This window comes from Bacteroidota bacterium, assembly GCA_016715945.1.
Taxonomy (GTDB): Bacteria; Bacteroidota; Bacteroidia; order Bacteroidales; family F082; genus JALNZU01.
This window is the reverse complement of the sequence record JADJXJ010000003.1, coordinates 208,619-230,146: the sequence shown is the minus strand read 5'-3', so window position 1 is coordinate 230,146 and position 21,528 is coordinate 208,619. Positions and strand designations below refer to the sequence as shown.

Here is a 21,528-nt window from a genome sequence, read left to right as displayed (position 1 = left end):
AGTGCGGACTAAAACACTAATTTTACGACTTGAATTTCTGAACCAAAGCCATGCAGAACTTTTCTGTGTCCAAAAATTTCACGCTTCCCTTTGCAGGAAGCAGGGCGGTTGTATTTCTGTTTGTGTTCATCCTCTCGGCTGTGGCGCTGCCGCAAATTGCCCATCTTGCTGCGCTGCCTGTCAGGTATATCCTGCCCATGCATTGGCCGGTTTTGCTTGCCGGACTTGTTTACGGCTGGAGGGCCGGACTCATTGTTGGCGCAATGTCGCCTGTAGCCAGTTTTATGTTTTCGGGCATGCCCCCCGTGGCTTTTCTTCCGGTCATGGTGCCCGAGCTTGCTGTTTACGGACTTTTAAGCGGTCTGTTCAGGGAAGTGTTCAAGTTGGGCAGCCACCTGGCTCTGGTTTTGGCCTTGATTGCCGGCAGGTTGGCATTTTCCGCTGCATTTGTGCTTTCCGGCATTGCAGCCGAAGGGACAATGAGTGCCCTATCAGCAAGTCTTTTGCCCGGATTGCCCGCAGCCATGCTCCAGTTGATACTGCTTCCGCCATTGGCCTCGTGGTGGATTGAATCGGAGACCAACCAAAACTGAACCACATGGCCGATACCAGGCGTCCGTTTTTTCTGGAACTTCCCAAAGGCACCGCATATTTCGAAATCCTCAGCAGTAGCCAAAGCCATGCCATGCGGTCGGGATTGGTTTGCCTCGAGCCTGGCCAGAGTTGCGGTTTGCATACCACCGGAGCACACGAGGAAGTTCTGGTATTTCTGGAAGGGTCGGGTGAAACCCTGATCGAAGGCCAGCACCCCATCGCTGTGCAGGAGGGCGGCATTGCCTACATCCCGCCACATACCCCACACAACGTACAGAACACCGGCCAGCACAGGTTGTGCTACATTTACGTTGTTTCCACGGTATGATGTTTTTTGCCTGCCCAATCAGGACTGAACGGGACAAAAGCCCAAGCGCCGGACAGTTTATTTGCAACTGTTTCCAAACCAGGATGCATGGCTGTGCTGTGAAACAAGGCTTCCACCAAAAAATATCTTAAAGCCTTGATAAACCGGTCTTTCGCCGGGTGGCAGATCAGGCCATCATCAGCAGGCTGAGGGCCATCACGGCCATTCCCCCGATGAGGCCGTAAATGGCCAGGTGGTGCTCGCCGAAGGTTTCGGCTGCAGGCAGCAGTTCGTCGAGCGAAATAAAGACCATAATTCCGGCAATGACCGCAAAAAGCAAGCCGAATACAAGCGGGTTCATGAAAGGCATCAGCAGGGCAAAGCCAACAATGGCGCCCACCGGCTCGGCAAGGCCGCTGCTGAACGAGAGCCAAAAGGCTTTTTTGCGGCTGTTGGTGGCGTAGTAGATGGGCACGGCCACGGCTATGCCTTCGGGGATGTTGTGGATGGCAATGGCGATGGCAATGGCCACACCCAGGGCGGGATCGTTGAGTGCAGCTGTGAAAGTGGCAAGACCTTCGGGAAAGTTGTGTATGCCAATGACCAGGGCCGTGAGCAGCCCTACACGGCTCATGCGGTTTCTTTTGCTTTCGTCGTCCATTTCCTCCACCTTGCGCACTTCGTGTGGGTTGTCGGGGATAAACTTATCAATGAGGGCAATGAGGGCAATGCCGGCAAAAAAACCGCCTATGGCATACCAGTCGCCCATGCCTGAACCGTATTCTGCGATAAGCAGTTCGCGTGCTTTCTGAAGAATTTCGACAAATGACACATAGATCATCACACCTGCCGAAAAGCCCAGAGCTACGGTAAGAAAACGGGTGTTGGTTCGCTTGGAGAGCAGAGAAATCGCGCTCCCGATGCCAGTCGAAAGTCCGGCAAACAAGGTCAGCGCAAAAGCAAACACGATCTGTCCGCTGCTAATCTCCATGCTCCTGTTCAAGTTGCGACCCGGCCTTCCATCTGGCGTAGGCCGCTCTGGTTTTCATTTTGAGCAATTCCCTGTCCACCACCAGGCGGGCAATCTCCCGCGATCGCTGCGCATCGTCGGGCAGCTGAAGCGCTGCATTGAATTTTCGCTCGTCCACATCGTGACGGTACATGAGCTGACAGAGCCGCCCGAAGTCGTTTTTCAGCAATCCGGCCACAAAATCAGCAATGAGCTGCTCCATGGTCTCGCGGTCCATCTCCGGACGGAGCACTGGCATGGTATCGGAAGGCTGCTGGGGTATCATGGCTTTGTTTTTTGCAAATTTAGTGCTACTCGTTGCGGTGAGCTCAGAACAGCAGAAAAACACTCAGGGCAAACCAGAACAAAAACAAGGGCGTCAGGGCTTTTTTGTCCAAAACCGAAAAAGGATCGGAAGACCGTGGCGCAAAAAAACCAATATACCTGAAGTCGCCTATCACCCTGAAAAACAGCAGGCTGCTGATGCCATAGGTGATATTGTCCATCACGTTATCGCGATGGCCTTGCTGGAGCTGGGTGATGCGCACATACACCAGCAGTGCGGCAACGATGAGCAAAACTGCCTGAATGGCAAACCAGCGACGGCTCTGCCCGGGCCTTAGTCCTGCACTTTCGGGCAGCAGCATGCCTGGCCTGAAGCGGCCGGATGCAAGCAGAAATAATGATCCCAATCCGGCCAGGGCCATCATGGATGCCAGAATATACGCGGCAAGTGGAGCAAAAGGGTTCATCGCTATGTTTTTGATGCAAGTTCGTTAAAAACTGCATTCATCCCCCATACAAATATCCAATGCACGGGCTTTATTGATCAGGCTGTGTTTTTTTGGCACCAGGTTGAGCTTGCCTGCCACTTCTTTAAGCGGAATGCTATCGGTGCTGTTGTTGACGATATTGACCATACGGCCGTATTTTTCCTGTGCGATGAGGTCAACAGCCTTGGTGCCAAAGCGTGTGGCCAGGATGCGATCCATAGGCGAGGGCGATCCGCCGCGTTGCACATATCCCAGAATGGTGGTACGGGTTTCGATGCGGGTTCCATTTTCGATCATTCTGGCCACATAGGCTGCGGCAGAAGTTTCTGTTTCAGGCTTTTCGATACCCTCGGCCACCACCACAATCGAGTAAGGTTTCTTTTTGTAGGCCCTGTCGAGCAGATAGCGGTTGACCACCTGCGGGTCGTAGCCCAGCTCGGGCAGAAGGATCACATCGCCTCCGCCGGCCATTCCGGCGTAGAGTGCCAGCCAGCCCGCGGTGTGCCCCATGAGCTCAATGACCATGATGCGCTTGTGCGAGTTGGCTGTGGTGTGCAACCTGTCGATAGCCTCGGTGGCAATCCATACCGCCGAGTCGAAGCCAAAGGTGAAATCCGTCCCAAAAACATCATTATCAATCGTTTTTGGAATTCCTACCACATTAAGGCCCTCTTCGGCCAGCAATGCAGCCGTTTTTTGGGTGCCATTGCCCCCAATGCACACCAGGCAATCCAGCCCAAGCTCTTTGTAATGCTTTTTGATGCGGTCGGGCTTATCAGTACCCTTGTTGCCGTTTTTCTTGAAAGGCTTCTCGCGCGAAGTCCCCAGGATGGTGCCTCCAAGCGTCAGAATTCCTGAGAGCTTGGCTTCGTCGAGCACTTCATACTCTTTGTTGATGATGCCCGAAAAACCCGAGGAAAATCCGATGACCTCCATCCCATATTTGGTGATGGCCGTTTTGCCCACCCCGCGTATGGCGGCATTGATGCCCGGGCAATCGCCTCCGGCTGTGAGAATTCCTATTCTTTGTGGTTTTCCCATTTGAAAAATTTTGGTGCAAAGTAAGCTACATTCGCCGATCATGCACTACGAAGTTTTCAACACATCGTCAACATTATCAGTATCTTGAAGAAAGAGGGCCTGATAAATTGCGGGAAAAACAGGTTTTCAAACGTTTGCAGGCATCCATGTTTTGTTTGGCGGCATTTGGGTTGCGGATAAAACTTTTATTGCGTTACTTTGTTTCAGATTCGCAGAGCCGTATAAACCAAAAGGTTAACCATGAAAAGAAGACGCGACCGAATCATCAGCGGTTTTTCGAAACTCCTCAAGGAGGAAAAGCTCAAACTTGTGGCCGAGTACTTCGAAAACCCCGGCGAGGTGATCAGTTTGCTCAAGAGTTTCTGGCATTCTGACGAAGAAAAACAGAAGCTGTTCGACGAATTCAGCGAAAACACCCTCACCAATTTCGTCATACCATATGGCGTTGCGCCCAATGTGATGATCAACGGGCAAACCTATCTTGTGCCCATGGTGATTGAGGAAAGCTCGGTTGTGGCTGCTGCTTCGGCTGCTGCCAAATTCTGGAGCGAGCGCGGAGGATTCCGTTCGGAGGTAGTAGATACCAAAAAAGTGGGTCAGGTGCATTTCAGCTGGAGCGGCCAAGCGGCCACCCTGCATGCCCTGATGCCCGAACTGCGCAGCCACCTTGTGAGCGCAGTGAAGCACATCACTGCCAATATGGAAAAGCGTGGCGGCGGTGTGCTCGATATTGAACTGAAAGACTTTACCCGCGAAATAGACAACTACTTTCAGCTGCTGGTGACCTTTGAGACCAAAGACAGCATGGGGGCCAACTTCATCAACTCGGTGCTCGAAGAGTTTGCCCAGGCGCTCAAGGTGTTCATGGCCAATCGCCTGGAACTGCCGGATGAGCAGCGACAGGTGGAGATCATCATGTCCATCCTTTCGAACTATACTCCGGAATGTCTGGTACGCACCTGGGTTGAGTGTCCGCTCAGCCAGCTCGACAATGTGGACGAAAGTCTTGATGGCGAGGCCTTTGCCCGCAAATTTGAAAAAGCGGTGCGCATTGCGCAGGTGGATGTGTACCGGGCAACCACACACAACAAAGGCATTTACAACGGCATCGACGCCGTGGCCATAGCCACTGGCAACGACTTCCGAGCCATCGAAGCTGCCGGTCATGCCTATGCCAGCCGCGATGGACAATACCGCAGCCTCTCGCGCGTGGAGATTGCCGACGGCATGTTCCGTTTCATCCTAGAAGTGCCCATGGCAGTGGGCACAGTTGGCGGGCTCACCAGCCTGCACCCGCTGGCGAAATATTCGCTCGAGATGCTGGGCAACCCCACAGCCCGTGAGCTGATGATGATTGCTTCGGCCATGGGACTGGCCAACAACTGGTCGGCAGTGCGTTCGCTCACCACCAAAGGCATCCAGGCCGGACATATGAAGATGCACCTCTTTAACATTCTCAATCACTTCAAAGCCACAGACGAAGAAAAAGCTGCCGCAGCTGAGTATTTCAAAGACCAGAAAGTTTCGTTTGCCGGGGTAGCCCAATACCTCAGCTCGATCCGCAAATAATTTTTCATGGCCATTGTGTTTCGCAGCAACGGCAAGTTGCTCATTTCGGGCGAATATGTGGTACTGCGCGGCGCGCTGGCATTGGCCATACCCCTGCGTCTGGGCCAAACCCTCGAAGTGCAGCGCGACGAAGCCCATGGTCACCCGCACATCCTATGGAATGCCTTTTCGCCCGGCAACAAACTGTGGTTCAGGGCCAGCTACGAGCTTCCCACATTCGATATCATCGGCACCAGCGACCGCGACAAGAGCGTACGGCTGCAAACCATCCTGCTCACCCTGAACAGCCTCAAACCCGAGGCCTTCGATGCGCAATACAGCTACCGGGTGATCACCCGGCTTGAGTTTGAACCCCAGTGGGGCTTTGGCTCGAGCAGCACCCTGCTGGCCTCGCTGGCACGCTGGGCCAAATGCGACCCCTACACCCTGCTCAACCTCTCCATCGGTGGATCAGGCTACGACATCGCCTGCGCCTCATCCTCAAAACCCATCCTCTACCGCCGCGAGGGCATCAGGCCGGTAATCCGGCAGGCGGCTTTTTTCCCGCCATTTCACGACAAGCTGTATTTTGTGTACCAGGGCCAGAAACAGGACTCCAACCACCAGATTGTCAACTTCAACCGCCTCACCGAAAACCTCGACCTGGCCGAAATCATCGGCAAAGTGAGCGCCATCAGCCAAAAAATGGCCGAAACATCCAGTCAGGCCGAATTTGGCTCACTCATGCATGCGCACGAACAGCTGCTCTCTGGCTTGCTCAAAATTCCGCCCGTGAAAACCTTCTTCCCCGACTTCGAAGGCGAACTCAAATCGCTGGGCGCATGGGGGGGCGACTTTATGCTTGCCCTGTGCGACAAAGGCGACGACTATGTGCAGGAATACTTTGCCGGACAGCAACTCGACACTATATTTAAATACAGCGAATTAGCCCTAAATGGATAAATCAGCCCAAAGCCTCTGGCAACGCTACACCACCATTGCCCGACAAACCTTTCCCGGCCCCATGGACACCGGCACCACGGCATGGCGAAGCCCTTCGAACATCGCCATCGTGAAATACTGGGGTAAACATGGCAACCAGTTGCCCAACAACCCCTCGGTGAGCTTCACCCTCGACAAGGCCCATACCGAAACACGGGTGACCTGGCAATATGCCCCGGCCGGCCCCGAGCTTGATTTCCGTTTCGAAGGCGCCGAAAACACGGCGTTTGCTGACAAAATCCGGAAACTGCTCCAAAGCTTTCTGCCGGCTTTTCCGTTTCTGGCAAACATGAAACTTACCATCGACAGCCACAACAGCTTTCCGCACTCTTCGGGCATTGCCTCCTCGGCCTCCTCGATGAGTGCCCTGGTCATGTGCCTGCTCGATATTGAACAACAGCTCGCCGGAGAAGATGCTCCCACCGGGGAATGGTTCCGAAAAGCCTCCTTTTTTGCCCGACTGGCCTCCGGCAGCGCTTCCAGATCGGTATTCGGACCTGCCGCACTTTGGGGCAAAACACCGTTTCACAGCGAAAGCCATGACGAATACGCCATCCCACTGGAGGATGTTGACCCGGTATTCCGGAGTTATCACGATACCATCCTGATCATCAGCGCCGGCACCAAAGCTGTTTCGAGCCGGGCAGGACATGCACTGATGGACGACAACCCCTTTGCCGGCGAGCGCTACCGTCAGGCCAACCGCAACACCGGAGAACTTTTGCGTGCATTGCACACCGCTGATCTTGAGGCTTTTGTAAACATCGCAGAAGCCGAGGCCCTTCAGCTCCATGCCCTGATGATGACCTCCCACCCCTCGTTTATCCTCATGCAACCCGGCACACTCGAAGCCATAGCCCGCATCCGGGCTTTCAGAAGCGACACCGGCATACCACTCTGTTTCACCCTTGATGCCGGACCCAACGTACACCTGCTCTACCCTGACGCACACAAGCAACAGGTCATGGACTTTGTGCTGCACAGCCTAAAACCCCTCTGCCAGGAAGGCCGCATCATCGAAGACCAGGTGGGCAGAGGACCAGCCCGTATCGGACAATGAATGCCGGACGCATATTTCACGGCAAACTGCTGCTGTTTGGCGAATATACCGTAGTGCTTGGCGATCAGGCACTTGTGGTGCCCAGCACAGAAGTCTCGGGCCGGTGGTCGTTTGCTCACCTTATGGCCGACAAGGCACTTGCAGCCCACAGCAACCAGGCCCTGAGATCGTATGTGAACTGGCTCAGGCAACAAGCCGAAGCCCGGATCATCGACCTGGACCGTTTTGCAAGTGATATCGAAGCCGGCCTCGCCTTCGATTCCGACATCCCCAACGGCTACGGAGTGGGCAGCTCCGGCGCACTGGTAGCAGCCCTTTTCGATGGCTACAGATGCGTTGAAGTGCCTGAAAACCTGTCGGAATTGCGCGTGATGCTGGGAAAACTCGAAAACTATTTCCACGGCAACAGCTCCGGCCTCGATCCCCTGGCCTGCTATGTGGGCAAACCATTGAAAATCAATGACCGGGAAATAGAAATCATCCCGCATTGTCCTGTGCCTCCGCAGCTGCGCCTGCACCTGCACGACACAGGCATCACTTCGCCTACCGGGCCGCTGGTCGAGTATTTCAGGGAACAAATGAAGACTTACTCGTTTTACAAAAAAATCGACCGGCAACTCATCCCGGCCAACCATAAAGCCATTGCAGCATGGATCAATGGCGATACCGACACCGTCTGGATGGCCCTCCGCGAAATCTCTGCATTTCAGCTTCGACACTTCCGGCCAATGATTCCCGAAAACATCCGGCAGATGTGGCAGGACAGCCTGGCTGGCGAACGGCAATGCCTCAAACTCTGCGGCTCGGGCGGTGGTGGGTATGTGATGGTGTTTGAGAGGAGATAAACGGTGACGGGGCGACTTCGGCGAGGGGGTGACTTGGCGAGGGGGAGAGAGGGAGACGGGGCGACAGGGAGACGGGGAGACGGGGAGACAGGGCGAGGGGGCGAGGGGGCGGGGGGTGACTTGGCGAGGGGGCGAGGGGCGAAGGGTTACGGGATGCGTGTTCCGAGTTGCGGGATTGGGATGTGGGAATTCAAAGATTTTGATATTCAAGGATTTAAAGATTAGGGAGGCGACCTTAGTGAAGGGGCGAGAGGGCGAGGCCGTGTCTCGGCGGCGACGATAGGAGCTGACGAGAGGGAGACAGGGTGACGGGTGACGGGTGACTTCGGCGAGGGGGTGACTTGGCGAGGGGGCGAGGGGCGAAGGGTTACGGGATGCGTGTTCCGAGTTGCGGGATTGGGATGTGGAAATTCAAAGATTTTGATATTCAGAGATTTAAAGATTAGGGAGGCGACCTTAGCGAAGGGGCGAGAGGGCGAGGCCGTGTCTCGGCGGTAAGATAGGAGCTGACGAGAGGGAGACAGGGTGACGGGGTGACTTCGGCGAGGGGGTGACTTGGCGAGGGGGCGAGGGGCGAAGGGTTACGGGATGCGTGTTCCGAGTTGCGGGATTGGGATGTGGGAATTCAAAGATTTTGATATTCACGGATTTAAAGATTAGGGAGGCGACCTTAGCGAAGGGGCGAGAGGGCGAGGCCGTGTCTCGGCGGTAAGATGGGAGCTGACGAGAGGGAGAGGGGGTGACGGGGCGACTGGGCGAGGGGGAGACTTCGGCGAGGGGGCGAGGGGGAGACGGGGAGACAGGGCGATGTGGAGAATTGCGGTATTAGTTACGGCGATGGGGTTGTATTTTTGCAGAAAGCACTTTGGCTGATGAGCAGAAAAATTCTCAGCGGTGGTCGTATTCCCGTCAGGCTGTGGATCGACGAGATGGAAGAGGGCGCCATGAAACAGGCCCGCAACCTGTCGAATCTGCCTTTTGCCTTCCGTCATGTGGCCATCATGCCCGATTGCCACGAAGGCTACGGCATGCCCATTGGTGGGGTGCTGGCCACCACAGGCGTCATCATCCCCAACGCAGTGGGTGTGGACATAGGCTGCGGCATGTGCGCGGTGAAAACCAGCCTCCACCACATCGAACGCAGCACATTGCAAAAATTGGTAGGCACACTGAAACAGGTGATTCCTCTGGGATTCTCGCATCACAAAAGTCCTCAGGATGAATCGCTTATGCCTCAGCACCACGATGTGGACAAGCTGCCCGTTGCCTCGCGCGAATACTACAGCGCCCGCCATCAGGTTGGCACCCTGGGCGGCGGCAATCACTTTATCGAGTTTCAGCGGGGCAACGACGGCCATATCTGGATTATGATACATTCGGGCAGCCGCAACATTGGCAAGCAGGTGGCCGACCATTACAACCGCCTGGCCGGCAAACTGAACGAAAAATGGGGCTTCCCGCAGTTCAAACAACAGCAGCTGGCCTACCTGCCGGCGGATTCGGAGGAGGGGCAGACCTACATTGGCGAAATGAACTACTGCATCGATTTCGCTTTTGCCAACCGCAGCCTCATGATGAAACGCAGCCTCGAAGTGCTTGCCGACATGGCCGGAGCAGATGTTGTGCCTTTCTGGGGACACGAAATGATCAATATTGCACATAATTACGCCGCGCTGGAGCGTCATTTCGGCAAGGAAGTGTGGGTGCACCGCAAAGGCGCCACCCGTGCAGGACACGGACAGCTCGGCATCATCCCGGGGAGCCAGGGTACCAAAAGCTATATCGTGCGCGGCAAAGGCAACAGCGAGAGCTTCGAAAGCTGCAGCCACGGCGCCGGAAGGGTGATGGGACGCAACGAAGCAGTGCGCAGACTCAGCCTCGAGGAAGAGCGCAGAAAACTGGAAGCAAGGGGCATATTGCACAGCCTGCATAGCCCACGCGACCTGGATGAGGCCGCAAGCTGCTACAAAGACATCGACCGTGTGATGGAATTGCAAAGCGACCTGGTGGACATAGTGATCAGCCTCGAACCACTGGCCGTGATCAAAGGCTGAAGCAGTTTCGGTAAAGCACGCTGCCCGCTATCCCCCGATCTGATCGAGGAGATTGCGAATGTCCTGCCGCGCGGGGGCAAGATGCATCGCCCGCCTCAACAAAGGCCGGGCCAGGCCGGGCATACCGGTCGAAAGGTGATAACCGGCCAGATTGAGCAAAGCCTGAAGGTTGTCGGGATTGAGCTGCAAGGCTTTGGTATAGCTTTCGTGCGCAGCAAACATCCTCCCCTGCTGCTGCAAACACCAGCCCAGATTCACATGCGCCATATCGTTGAGGGGGTTCTCGGCAATCACCCCGGCAAACACCTCCGCAGCTTCGGCATACCTCTCAAGCCTGGCCAGCAGGCTGCCATAGCGATTCAGAAAGTCGAGCTGGTAGGGTGCCAGTTCAATCGTCTTACCAAAGAAAACCAGGGCATCGGCGGTTAGCCCTTCGTTTTCGAACGACTGCCCGATGCGGTAGGCCGTCCAGGCATGCAGGTTGTCGTACGATGCCCGGTGAAGCATCCGCGCCACTGCCTCGCTGCCTCCGTTTCGTTCGACCAGCCGGATAACGTTTTTGAACTCCTTGCGCAGGAAAAAATATTGCACAAAAGCAATCAGGCTGGCGGTGTCGGTCCTTTTGGGCGAGGGACGAAGCAGGCGGGCAGCAGAATCAAGATAGGCCGGATTGGCATGGTAGGTTTCATATTCGCGCAGGTAGCCAAGCCCTTTGGTAAAGGCGTCCACCCGCGGATTGTTGATGGCCTTGAGGCCTTTGAATGCACGCGGCCGTTTGTCTTCCCTTTCGGGATTGATAATCTTGTGGTCGGTGATCATCACGTGGGGGATATCGCGGCTTTTTCGCACGGGCATATGGCACAAGGCACAGTCGTTGTTTTTGGCCAGGCGCGATGCTTCGTCTTTGCTGCACACCGAATTGGTGGCGGCATGATGACAACTGATGCAGGCCTTGTTGAACCGGCTTCGGGGCGTTTCCTTTACACTTAAATGCGGATTGTGGCACTGCATGCACGAGAGGTCGCCGCCGGAGGCCATAAAACAGCGGCTCTCCATCATGCGTTCCACATGCGATGCCATGATCAGATCCTCCGTACCTCCTTCAAATACAGGTAGAAAAACATCCATTACCGTGGTGAGCGGAATACCCGGACGGTAATCGTAAAACGAGCGGTTGTTCTTGAGCACTATCGTGCCCTGCAGATGACAACGCGCACAAACGTCGTTTTGCAGTTGCTTGGGCAGCCATTTGGGATTGACGATGGAATAGTCGGCAAATCGGGCAGTATCCACCAGAATTCCCTTTTTCTTCAGGGCCACATGGATGCTGCCCGGACCATGACAGCGCTCGCAGTCGATGCCCTCTGGCATGTGCACGTATTTGTTTTCGGAACCCGGAACAAGCTGAGGAAGCCCGTTGTGGCACGAGATACACTCCAGCCCGAGGCTGCGGCCAAAACGGCTGTTGTGTCCGCCTTCGAAGCCGGGCGGCAGGTCGAAACGGTGCACCTGGGTGTAGTAGGTAAATGGTATCTGATAGGCATATCCATTTACCACATAGATATGCGAATTGGTGTGATGGCCCGAACCTACAATGTAATCGACCTGCTGCAGGCGGCGATGGACTGTATCCCCGTTTTCGATGCGGAACTCCTCGAGCATCAGGACATCGCCCTGCCAGAAAGGCCTGTACCAAAGGTTGCTGTACTGGTCATAGATGAGGCTGTCGGGACCAATAATGCTGGCACTTTTCGATGGCGTGGCCCGGCCAAACGACCTGCCCATGCCGGTGCGCATGTAGCTGTCGTAAATGAGCGGATGGCACTCTCGACATTGTTGCATGCCCACATACCGGGCGCTGTCGTGGTGGTTCATGAAAGCTTCCCAGACAAGGGGTTCCTGAACGGCTTTTTCAGGCCGCGTGCAGGAGAACGCAATGGCCAGAACGGCCAGAAAACAACTCAGTATTTTGAAGTTCGTTTTGCAGCCCATCATTTTAAAAATCTGCCATCTCAAGCTTGATGAGCGCCATAGTGGCAAACGAAGCCAGCCAGTGTGCGCCGGCATATTCGCCCTTATCCATCTTGCTGAAAGAGTGATCGAAATGGTCGTGGGCCAGTTTCAGCAAATCCGGATTGTTGGTTGCCGTGGCGAGTTCGGCCAGGCACCAGGCCCTGTTGAAGTTGAGTCCGTCGAGGTGGGCCATCTTGCCATCGCTGCGGTCGGGTGTTTCAGCTGGGGCAATGGCAGCATTCGGGCAGGAAAGCATCCCCGGCAGGAAGTCCGAAAACCATTGGTCGAACTCGCTGCTTTCCAGAACTTTGGACATAAGAGCAGCTTCCTGCAGGCAGGGCGAAATGAAATCGAATCCACCGGGTTCCCAGGTGATGGGGCAATTTTTGTCGTTCAGAAAATAGTCGCGGGCGCGCTGGCGGATGGCGTTTGCAAGATCCTGATCATACTTATCGGCCCAGTCGAGCGAGAGCGACATGGCAAAAGCGATGTTGGTGTGCTCGCCTACCCTGATGGGATGGTTAAGCTTGCGCAGAAATTCGTTCATCTTACCGGCAATCAGTGCAGTGAGGGGTTGCAGGTTGGTGTGAAGCGGTTTTGTCCAGGCCTGCGTGCTTTCGGCCAGGGCTTCGTCGAGCTTGAGCAGCCATGCCCAGCCATAGGGCCGTTCGAAATCGCGGTTGTGGGGGTCGTCGAAATAGGCCACCTCCTGCAGGATATTTTCGCGACTAAGCAGTTGGCCGAGCATGGCCTGAATTTCGCCCGCATCCGACTGACCGGGATAGCGGCTCAGCAGGGTGACCAGGGTCCAATGCCCGTGCACCGCCGAGTGCCAGTCGAAACAACCATAAAAAGCAGGATGCATGATGCGCGGAGGCAGGAGCGAGCTGTCGGAACCCAGCACATGTCCGGGCTTGTTCGGATATTCTTTGGTGATGCATCCGGCTGCAAAGCTGCTCAGGTAAGCGGCCCGCTCTGGCGTGAGCCTTGATTGTGCACTGAGGGACGCAAGTTGCAAAACACACAAAAGGAAGCAAAAGCTGTGTTTCATCTTCGTCGCAGTTTGGCACCGAAAATAATGTAATTTATTACAATGCTTACCGACAAAACCCCTGGGATTTCGCTCCGCCTCAGGCAAACCGGAATCCCAACCCTATTTTTTCTGCCATCTCCAGATTTTAGTCGGATACTATTAAATTATCACATTACCCGACCTGCGGCATACATTGGCGCAATTTCAGACAGGAAGATGCAGAGGCAAGTCTTAAAAAAATGAAAAAAGCGCGCGTTTTGCCCGGTTAGTGCTTACGGCAATTGTTTCGTGTGCTGGTTATATACCCGTTTTCCGGATTTTTGCACCGCATGCTCAAAAAATGGCTTTTTATTGCACTGGGATTTGTTTCCCTTTTTCTTGGGATCCTGGGCATTTTTGTGCCCGGATTGCCCACTACCATCTTTCTCATCATTACTGCCTTTTTTTGGCTCAGGAGTTCTCCGGATTTGCACAGCCGGCTTCTTAACCATAAAATTCTTGGTGGCTACCTCAAGCAGGTGCAAAACGGCATGAGCCGTCGGCTGAAAATCAAAGCCATTGGCACCATGTGGACGATGATTATCCTTTCGTCCTACTTTTTTATTGAGAGCTGGACGTGGCGTGGGGTGCTGATTGTTGTCGGAATCATCGGCACCATCAGCATGGGCATGCAGCCCGAACCGGAGGAGTGATGGGCTGAAACACCCGCTCACAGTGAGCTATTGTTGCATTTCTGATTAACACTGATTACGAACATGCCATCCGTCTGGCCATCTCCATGGGTGGAAGAAAATGATACCATTGCCTGCATCACCGGAGGCTTGGCCTTTGCTTGCTACAAAACCATGCCCGAAAAGTTGGAACACTTTGTGGCCGGAAAGCTGCCTCAGGAGTTTCAGGAGCTCATCAGCGCATTCGACCAAAAGTTTAAGCCATTGGGATAAAACTACTTATCAAGGGCCTTTCGTCAGCTCACCCTGCTGTTTGTTGTGACAACACTTTCAGGTTTTTGGCGCAATCCTCGCTGCAACATCCCTCAAACTTTTCGCGGCAGGCATCGCACTGAATGAACAATTTATGGCAAGGGTCCCAGGCACAGTTCACATGCGTATCGGCAGGCTGTCCGCATTGGTGGCATCTGGCTATGATGTGCGGGGTGATGCGCTCGCCCATGCGCTCGTCGAACACGAAGTTCTTGCCGATGAACCTGCTTTCGAGGCCTTGCTCCCTGACCTGGCGGGCGTAATTGATCACTCCGCCTTTGAGCTGATACACGTTTTTGAATCCTTTGTGCCTGAGGTAGGCCGAAAACTTCTCGCAGCGGATGCCACCGGTGCAATACAGCATGATGTTTTGGGGCTGCTGCTGTTCGATCATCGCGACGATCACCGGCACCGATTCCTTGTAAGTTGAGACTACGGGAAGCACAGCCCCCTCGAAATGTCCCACCTCATGTTCGTAACAGTTGCGCAGGTCGATGAGCATGGTGCCGGGTTCGTTCAGCTTCCGGTTGTAAGCCACAGCATCGAGGTGCTCGCCCACATCGTAGATGTTGAAGGTGCTGTTGTCGAGCCCATCGGACAGGATCTTGTGCTTTACCATCACCTTGAGCATAAAAAACGACATTCCGTTGTCGTCTATGGCCCGGTTGAGCAACACATTGCCAATGTAGGGATGTTGGCGCACATACGATTCAAATTCCTCAAGGCGATGCTCAGGCACACTCAGCTGCGCATTGATGCCTTCGTGGGCCACATAGATGCGGCCAAGCACCTGCAACTGGCTGAACCTGAGGTATAACTCATCGCGAAAAGCCTGAGGATCGTCCACTTCCACAAAGCGGTAAAACGACATGGTGATGCGCCTGAAATGCTCTTGCCTGAGCCTCAGCCGCAACTCCTTACGGTTGACACGATTGTGTAGAATCATTCTAAATAGTTTTGGCCGGCAAAGATAGTGATTTGGGTGCTGGGGGCTGGGTACTTGTTACTGGGTACTTGTTACTGGGTACTTGTTACTGGGTACTTGTTACTGGGTACTTGTTACTGGGTGATGGGGGCTGGGTGCTTGTTACGGGTTGCGGGTTACGGGTTGTGCGATTCAAAAATTCAAAAATTCAAGGATTCAAAAATTCAAGGATTTTGGGATTGTCTTGTCTTGAGATAGGTTCAGTAAGCTGGGATGGGTTGGACTTCCACAGGCTCAGCGGAGGAAAATTCACGCCAGCAAGGTTTTGATTAATCCTTTATTTGATAAGCTGTTGGCATGACACACCGAATTTACGGTTTATAATTGAATTGCAAATTCATTGGTGTTTCGGGTGGCATTGCAAATGCCGCGCAGCCGGGAAAATAAACACCCTGATTTTAATCATTAACTCCATGCTCAACAAAAAACGCATGAAGGATTTATTAGACGGTAAAGTAAAACTGTATTAAAACATAAAAGCCACCGTGCAGGTGGCTTTTAAGTTTTAGATTTATATAAAATTTACAACTTTCCCTGATTTTGAAGCATCTTTAAAATCCAACCTGCGTTAAACAAAATAAACGCTATCAAAGGGAATAAAATAGCTCCCAAGCTGCTTTTGTTTGTTGCATCACTCCTTTTCAATACTTCCTTGTATTTTCCTTTGTGGACTAATAAAAAATAGAACACTACCAACATGAAACAAAATACCACAAGATAAACTGCCGCATTCACTTTTGGAACATGTATTCCGAACATAAAGTTTAAAAGCATAAATAAGGATATTATATAAAGGAAGGTGCTAAAAACTATAATGAGCATGGCACTAAACGGTGCAATATCACGATGCCCGATTCGGGCCTGAAATGCATAATACTTGCAATATAAATATTCCAATGTTCTCATAAGCCTATGGTTTAGTACTGCCAAATCCTCCAAAACCTCTCGTGGCATTGTCAAGCATAAAATAGGTGGCACTGATGCCAAAGCCTATCGGTCCAAAGAACGCTGCTCCTCCCATTATTATGTCAAGTGTTGCTTTTGCTCCTACTTGCCAATCGCTGCCATTCTGATTGAAATAATAATCATATGCAGTATATCCAGAATATCCTGCACCTGCAACAAAACCAGCCGTACCTAATCCTTTTGCAAATTTCAAATACGAAGCACCTGTTTTTCCTAAAGTGTTGGTGGTTCTCCAAGCCTGTTGAGTAGGTCGTAGCTTATTAAACTCGCCCCAGGTTTGTGCAGACTTGTAATTGCTTCTTATTGCATAATCCATTAGCTCCGTTTTTAAACCATTTGCAACTCCAAATGCTCCTACTCCGGTATTAACATCACCCATCCATCCGGGAGCACCCCCATTACCTTGATCATTCCCCTTCCTAAAAAACGTTCCAATTCCATCAATTGTATGGCTTAGGATGTTACCATCCTTATCCGTAACATAATAGCCCGAAAAGCCAGGCTCGCTTAGTTGTTGGGGCGACATTGAAAGAACAGACAGCACCTGCCTTTGTTGGTGCTCCTGCGCTCTGTTTTGTGCAATGTATTTCTTCTTAAGTGCAGGATCTGCCCCCGGCCTGGATGCCTCCAACCATTGATCATGTGTTAAGCCGTCTGCCCCTACCGGGTTCATTCCCAGAAAATCAATATATCTTATTGGGTTATTGGCAGCATAAGTATATGGAGACTGGAAAGAATATGTTTCTGCCAGCGGGTCAACAGTATGAAACCTGGCCATCTGCGCATCATAAAACCTCGCCCCGTAATCCAGCCACTTCCCCGGCATGGGTTGTTCTTCCTTGCCGTTGTAGAGGTAGGGGTTGTTGCGCGTGAGGGTTGGGCTGTCGTCTTCAACGGCGCGCTCGTCAATGCGCAGCATTTGCAGCTGGTTTTCGTGGCGGTGCAGGCTGAAATCTGTGGTGTAGGCCATGGGGCGTTGGGGCATTATCCGTTGCTGCCAATAATGATGTGCTTGGGCCAAATGTAGGAAAAAGTGCGGCATGGCACGCGCTTCCAACGGCTTTGCCGGGGGGGGATTCGGGCAAGGGGGGGGGTACTTAGATGTATGCTGTCGGGTCATGCTGTCCTCATTCCTTTTCAAACAGGCAGCACAACGCAAACATGCCAAAGTTGTAACTTTGCCACACTTTATGAGTGCACCCCAACATTCGGTTTTGCTGCAGCTTTATCGCGCTTTGCCTCATATCGGGCAACTTGCCGGCAAGCTTGCGCTCAGCCGGCGTGCAAAGCTCATCGGGCTGCACGGCTCCTCATCGGCGCTCTACATGGCCGCCATAGCCGAGCTCAACGGCGGTCAGCACCTGGTGGTATGTGCCGACAAAGAATCGGCAGCCTATTTCTACAACGACCTCGAGAATCTGCTGGGCGACCGCGACAAAGACTACAGCCGCAAGCTGGTGCTTTTTTATCCCACCTCGTATAAGCGCCCCTATCAGCCCGAAAAAGCCGACAATACCTACATCCTCTCGCGTGCCGAAGTGCTTGGCCGCACGAGCAACAGCAGCCGGAAAACATTGGTGGTGAGCTATCCCGAAGCACTGGCCGAAAGGGTTGTTACGCGTAAGTTTCTTAAAACCAACACCCTGAGCCTTAAGGCCGGCGAAAAAGTTTCGCTCGACTTTGTGGCCGATGTGCTCAGCACCTACAACTTCGAAAGGGTGGAGTTTGTGGTCGAGCCGGGTCAGTTCACCATACGCGGCGGCATTGTGGACGTGTTTTCCTATGCCAACGACCTGCCTTACCGCATCGAGTTTTTTGGCGACGAGGTGGAAAGCATCCGCAGCTTCGATCCGGCCACACAGCGTTCGGTGCAGAAGCTCAGCCAGCTCAACATCCTGCCCAATGTGCAGGACCGCAGCAGCCAAACCGAACGCGAAAACTTTATCAACTACCTGCCTCAGGGCGTTGTGGTCTGGCTTCACGAAGCCGATGCCCTGCACGAACGCATCACCGCCGAATACGAAAGAGCCTCGGAAATCTTCGGCCGGATGGACGAACAGCTCGACAATCAACGCCCTGAAATGCTGTTTGCCGGCGGAGCCGAGATCCTCAGTGCGCTGGAAAAGCGTCAGCTGGTGGTTTTTGGCAAAGCAGACAGCATCGACTGCTCCTTTGAACAATCATTCGGCATCGCACCTCAACCCTCATTCAACAAGAACTTCGAGCTGCTCATCGCCCACTGGCGCGAAAATCAGGAAAAAGAATACCAAAACATTCTTTGCGCCGACCAGCCCAAACAGCTCGAACGCATACAGACCATCATCCACGACCTGCAGGCCGGCCTGCCGCAAACACAACGGGCAGGTTTTACCCCCATCAGTCACAGTCTTCATGCCGGATTTACCGACCACCTGGCGCGCCTAAGCATCTTTACCGACCATCAGATTTTCGAGCGCTACCATAAGTTTCAGCTGCGCGAAGGCTATGCGGCCAAAGAGTCGCTCACCATCAAAGACCTGTATGCGCTCAAGCCCGGCGACTATGTGACGCATATCAACCATGGCATCGGCCGCTTCGACGGGCTGGAGATCATCGACAACAATGGCCGAAAGCAGGAAGCCATAAGATTGATCTACAAAAACGACGACATCCTCTACGTCAGCATCCACTCGTTGCATCGCATTGCCAAATACAGCGGACGCGATGGCGCCCAGCCCGAGCTGAGCAAACTCGGCAGCAACGCCTGGAACAAACTGAAAAACAAAACCAAGAGCAAGGTCAAAGATATTGCCCGCGACCTGATCCGACTCTACGCCAAACGCAAGGCCAGCAAAGGCTTCGCCTTTATGCCCGACACCTACCTGCAGGCCGAGCTCGAGGCCTCGTTCATCTACGAAGACACTCCCGACCAGCTCAAAGCCACCCAGGATGTGAAAGCCGACATGGAGCAGGAAATGCCCATGGACCGCCTGATATGCGGCGACGTGGGTTTTGGCAAAACCGAAGTGGCCATTCGGGCTGCATTCAAAGCCGCCGCCGACAACAAACAAACCGCAGTGCTGGTGCCTACCACCATCCTGGCCATGCAGCACTATAAAACATTCAGCAACAGACTTAAGGATTTTCCTGTCAAGGTAGAATATATCAACCGCTTCCGGTCGGCCGCCGATCAAAAACGCATTCTGCAGGAAGTGAAAGAAGGCAAGGTGGACATCCTCATCGGCACCCATCGCATCATCAGCAAAGATGTGGAATTCAAAGACCTGGGACTGATCATCGTGGACGAAGAGCAAAAATTCGGTGTGGCGGCCAAAGAGCGCCTCAAAGAGCTCAAAGCCAATGTGGACACGCTTACGCTCACGGCCACACCCATCCCGCGCACCCTGCAATTTTCGATGATGGGCGCCCGCGACCTGAGTATCATCAATACGCCCCCACCCAACCGCTACCCGGTACAAACCGAAATCAGACCCTTTTCGGAAGAGGTGATCCGCGAAGCCATCAAATTCGAAATTGCGCGCGGCGGACAGGTGTTCTTCGTACACAACCGCGTGCAGAACATCCTCGATGTGTACGAGATGCTCAGGCGTTTTGTGCCAGGCGTAAGGATTGGCGTGGGCCACGGACAGATGGAAGGCCACAAACTGGAAGAGGTGATGCTCGGATTTATCGAAGGCGAGTTCGATGTGCTGCTCTCGACCACCATCATCGAGTCGGGCCTCGACATCCCCAATGCCAACACCATCATCATCAACGATGCGCAAAACTTTGGCCTGAGCGACCTGCATCAGCTGCGCGGCCGTGTGGGCCGGTCGAACAAAAAAGCCTTCTGCTACCTGCTCACCCCGCCCATCGCCACCCTCACCACCGAAGCCCGCAAACGGCTCAAAGCACTCGAAGAATTCTCGGATCTGGGCAGCGGATTCAACATCGCCCTGCGCGACCTCGACATCCGCGGCGCCGGAAACCTCCTGGGTGCCGAACAAAGCGGTTTTATCAGCGATATCGGCTTCGAAATGTTTCACAAAATACTCGACGAAGCCATCGAAGAACTCAAAGAGGAAGAGTTTGAGGATGTTTTCGACAAAAAGGAAGACGACAAACCCTTTGTGCGCGAATGCGTTATCGAGTCGGACCTCGAGCTGCTCATCCCGCCATATTATGTGGACTCGTCCACCGAGCGCATCGCACTCTACAACCAGCTCGACCACGCCAACACCGAAGCCCAGCTCGAAGCCTTTACCGAGCAGCTTATCGACCGTTTTGGCCCCATCCCGCCCCAAACCCTCGAGCTCATCAACACCATCCGCATGCGATGGCTCGCCCGCAGCCTGGGCTTCGAAAAACTGGTGCTGCGCAACAAAACCCTTATCGCACACTTTGTGAGCAATCCCGAATCGCCTTTCTACCAGAGCGACCGCTTCGGAAAACTCATCCAGTACATCCAGGCCAACCCGCGCAAGTGCCGCATGAAACAAACCGGCGACAAGCTCATGCTCTACATCAGCCCCGTAGCCACCGTGCAACAAGCCCTCGAAGCACTCAGGGAAATGGAACAATGACCACCCAGCGGCTGCCATCCGGCAACAAAATTACCCGCAGCAAAATCGTTTCCCCCTCCCCCGAATCTTTGAATTTTTGAATCAGGAATCCTTGAATCCCCCTGACAACCCTCTCCCGTCTTATTAGTACCTCTAAACCAGAAGTTTTTTTTCTTGTTCTTTTGCTGGCCCAAAAGAACCAAAAAGCGTGTCCGCCTCAGGTGGAGCCTTGGGCGAACGAAGCTACCACCCCGCTCTGCATCAAGGGCGCAAATCTAAGTGAGGAGTGCATTACAGCATGCCATTGTTCATCCTCCTACCCGCATTGAGCTGGAGCAAAACACTTTACTGGAATTTCATGCACGCATGCTGTAACGCAAACAGCCCGCGCTGGGGCGCGTGCTGCCTCACAAGATTTGCTGCCCTTGCTGCATTCACACCGGACGCTTCCCGCCGTTCGCCCTTCCTCCCCGCCCAACCCGGTGAAAGTACCAAGTATTTCTGCTTGAGTGCTTTAAGTATAATCTATCTCTTAGAATAAATTTTATTTCATTACTAACTCACAACCCACGGAAACTTGCACGCTAAACTGAACTATGACAACAACGACAACTCCCACAACAACGAAAACTCCCGTAACCCGAAACTCGCCTCCCGAAACTCGCCTCCCGAAACTCGCTTCCCCTGAATCTTTGAATCCTTGAATCAGGAATCTTTGAATCCCTTTTCCCGTCACTCGGTCACCCGTAACCCGTAACTCGCTTCCCGTCACTC

Annotated in this window: 19 protein-coding genes; 10 read left to right on the top strand and 9 right to left on the bottom strand. The window is 53.5% G+C overall.

Annotated features, from left to right (window positions below; translation table 11 throughout):
• The first annotated feature begins 50 nt into the window (after nt 1–50).
• Entirely contained in the window at nt 51–593 is a 543-nt protein-coding gene (locus IPM52_11305; GenBank protein ID MBK9292197.1) for an ECF transporter S component, read from the top strand.
• A gap of 5 nt (nt 594–598) precedes the next feature.
• Nucleotides 599–922 carry a cupin domain-containing protein gene (locus IPM52_11300; GenBank protein ID MBK9292196.1) on the top strand — a complete coding sequence of 108 codons (324 nt, stop codon included), beginning with the start codon at nt 599–601 and terminating at the stop codon, nt 920–922.
• A 166-nt stretch (nt 923–1,088) separates the two neighbouring features.
• Here the strand turns inward: IPM52_11300 and zupT are convergent, their stop codons facing one another.
• From zupT to IPM52_11280, 4 genes are read right to left on the bottom strand one after another with little or no spacing between them, the layout of a single operon-like run.
• Entirely contained in the window at nt 1,089–1,892 is an 804-nt protein-coding gene (gene zupT / locus IPM52_11295) for a zinc transporter ZupT (protein ID MBK9292195.1), read from the bottom strand.
• Complete coding sequence (locus tag IPM52_11290) at nt 1,882–2,196, bottom strand: hypothetical protein (protein ID MBK9292194.1); 315 nt, start codon at nt 2,194–2,196, stop codon at nt 1,882–1,884. Before IPM52_11290 ends, zupT begins: the two co-directional genes overlap by 11 nt.
• A 43-nt stretch (nt 2,197–2,239) precedes the next feature.
• On the bottom strand, nt 2,240–2,662 hold the full coding sequence (locus IPM52_11285; GenBank protein ID MBK9292193.1) for a DUF3995 domain-containing protein: 423 nt from the start codon (nt 2,660–2,662) through the stop codon (nt 2,240–2,242).
• A gap of 24 nt (nt 2,663–2,686) precedes the next feature.
• Nucleotides 2,687–3,724 carry a 6-phosphofructokinase gene (locus tag IPM52_11280; protein MBK9292192.1) on the bottom strand — a complete coding sequence of 346 codons (1,038 nt, stop codon included), beginning with the start codon at nt 3,722–3,724 and terminating at the stop codon, nt 2,687–2,689.
• 240 nt (nt 3,725–3,964) lie between these two features.
• On the opposite strand from IPM52_11280, the gene IPM52_11275 reads away from it, so the two are divergent.
• From IPM52_11275 to IPM52_11255, 5 genes are all read left to right on the top strand, one after another.
• Nucleotides 3,965–5,293, top strand: coding sequence for a hydroxymethylglutaryl-CoA reductase, degradative (locus tag IPM52_11275; protein ID MBK9292191.1), 1,329 nt, complete (start codon nt 3,965–3,967; stop codon nt 5,291–5,293).
• Nucleotides 5,294–5,299: 6 nt separating this feature from the next.
• Entirely contained in the window at nt 5,300–6,235 is a 936-nt protein-coding gene (locus tag IPM52_11270) for a GHMP kinase (protein ID MBK9292190.1), read from the top strand.
• A gap of 61 nt (nt 6,236–6,296) precedes the next feature.
• Nucleotides 6,297–7,334 (top strand): diphosphomevalonate decarboxylase, encoded by a 1,038-nt coding sequence (locus tag IPM52_11265; protein MBK9292189.1) that lies wholly within the window; start codon nt 6,297–6,299, stop codon nt 7,332–7,334.
• The gene (locus IPM52_11260; protein ID MBK9292188.1) at nt 7,331–8,179 is read left to right on the top strand and encodes a hypothetical protein; all 849 of its coding nucleotides are present in this window, start codon (nt 7,331–7,333) and stop codon (nt 8,177–8,179) included. The genes IPM52_11265 and IPM52_11260 overlap by 4 nt, the downstream gene beginning before the upstream one ends.
• Nucleotides 8,180–9,051: 872 nt before the next feature.
• Nucleotides 9,052–10,233: an RtcB family protein gene (locus IPM52_11255; protein ID MBK9292187.1), complete on the top strand. Its 1,182-nt coding sequence runs from the start codon at nt 9,052–9,054 to the stop codon at nt 10,231–10,233.
• 27 nt (nt 10,234–10,260) lie between these two features.
• Here IPM52_11255 and IPM52_11250 read toward each other — a convergent pair whose 3' ends face one another.
• Together IPM52_11250 and IPM52_11245 are read right to left on the bottom strand one after the other, a co-directional pair.
• The gene (locus IPM52_11250) at nt 10,261–12,225 is read right to left on the bottom strand and encodes a tetratricopeptide repeat protein (GenBank protein MBK9292186.1); all 1,965 of its coding nucleotides are present in this window, start codon (nt 12,223–12,225) and stop codon (nt 10,261–10,263) included.
• Between the two features lie 4 nt (nt 12,226–12,229).
• Nucleotides 12,230–13,297 carry a DUF2891 domain-containing protein gene (locus IPM52_11245; GenBank protein ID MBK9292185.1) on the bottom strand — a complete coding sequence of 356 codons (1,068 nt, stop codon included), beginning with the start codon at nt 13,295–13,297 and terminating at the stop codon, nt 12,230–12,232.
• A 311-nt stretch (nt 13,298–13,608) separates the two neighbouring features.
• On the opposite strand from IPM52_11245, the gene IPM52_11240 reads away from it, so the two are divergent.
• Together IPM52_11240 and IPM52_11235 are read left to right on the top strand one after the other, a co-directional pair.
• Nucleotides 13,609–13,971 carry a YbaN family protein gene (locus IPM52_11240; protein ID MBK9292184.1) on the top strand — a complete coding sequence of 121 codons (363 nt, stop codon included), beginning with the start codon at nt 13,609–13,611 and terminating at the stop codon, nt 13,969–13,971.
• A 63-nt stretch (nt 13,972–14,034) separates the two neighbouring features.
• On the top strand, nt 14,035–14,223 hold the full coding sequence (locus IPM52_11235) for a hypothetical protein (protein MBK9292183.1): 189 nt from the start codon (nt 14,035–14,037) through the stop codon (nt 14,221–14,223).
• A 28-nt stretch (nt 14,224–14,251) separates the two neighbouring features.
• On the opposite strand, the gene IPM52_11230 is transcribed toward IPM52_11235, so the two are convergent.
• The 3 genes from IPM52_11230 to IPM52_11220 all read right to left on the bottom strand — a co-directional run bounded on the left by IPM52_11230 (nt 14,252) and on the right by IPM52_11220 (nt 17,255).
• On the bottom strand, nt 14,252–15,208 hold the full coding sequence (locus IPM52_11230) for a rhodanese-related sulfurtransferase (GenBank protein ID MBK9292182.1): 957 nt from the start codon (nt 15,206–15,208) through the stop codon (nt 14,252–14,254).
• Between the two features lie 561 nt (nt 15,209–15,769).
• Nucleotides 15,770–16,153 carry a hypothetical protein gene (locus tag IPM52_11225; protein ID MBK9292181.1) on the bottom strand — a complete coding sequence of 128 codons (384 nt, stop codon included), beginning with the start codon at nt 16,151–16,153 and terminating at the stop codon, nt 15,770–15,772.
• A 4-nt stretch (nt 16,154–16,157) separates the two neighbouring features.
• Entirely contained in the window at nt 16,158–17,255 is a 1,098-nt protein-coding gene (locus IPM52_11220; GenBank protein MBK9292180.1) for a hypothetical protein, read from the bottom strand.
• Between the two features lie 148 nt (nt 17,256–17,403).
• On the opposite strand from IPM52_11220, the gene mfd reads away from it, so the two are divergent.
• A complete protein-coding gene (gene mfd / locus IPM52_11215) occupies nt 17,404–20,775 on the top strand; it encodes a transcription-repair coupling factor (GenBank protein ID MBK9292179.1) in 3,372 nt (1,123 codons plus the stop codon).
• Nucleotides 20,776–21,528: the final 753 nt, after the last annotated feature.